We start from the raw sequence: 522 nt of genomic DNA, 5'->3' as shown, positions 1-522 counted from the left end.
ACCACCTGCTTGATCGCCATCGGTCAGATCCTCAACCCCCACTCGGCTCAAGGTCGTATTGGTTGCAATCAAACCATCAATGTCAAAATCTAACAATTGCTGCGAGATATAATCAACTTGTAGCGGCTCTAAATCAGGGGCGACTTTTAATACTAACGGCACATAGAACCCGTACTCTGTCGCAAGCTGGCTATGACGATTTTTAATCACGTCTAATAACTGCGTTAACGCCTCGCCGCTTTGTAAATCACGTAAATTTTTTGTATTAGGTGATGAGATATTGATTGTAATATATGAGGCATGGGGATAAACACGTTCTAGACAGTAAATATAATCGTCAGCCGCATTTTCGACGGGCGTACTGGCATTTTTACCAATATTGATACCGATGTTGCCTTTATATTTACAGCGTTTGACATTTTCAATCAGATAATCGACACCCTGATTATTAAAACCCATCCGGTTAATAATAGCATCTGCCTGTCTTATTCTAAACAGACGTGGCTTATCATTCCCAACTTG

1 protein-coding gene is annotated in these 522 nt (G+C 41.0%); it reads right to left on the bottom strand.

Annotated features, from left to right (window positions below; genetic code table 11):
- Positions 1-522 (bottom strand): dihydroorotate dehydrogenase (quinone) (gene pyrD, locus ACS8FD_RS24455; RefSeq protein WP_439277750.1); only part of this gene is annotated, 522 nt, incomplete at both ends.

The sequence above is a fragment of the Psychrobacter sp. 1U2 genome (assembly GCF_051847575.1).
Note: the sequence above shows the minus strand (reverse complement) of the source record. Positions and strands in the feature narration are given on the sequence as shown.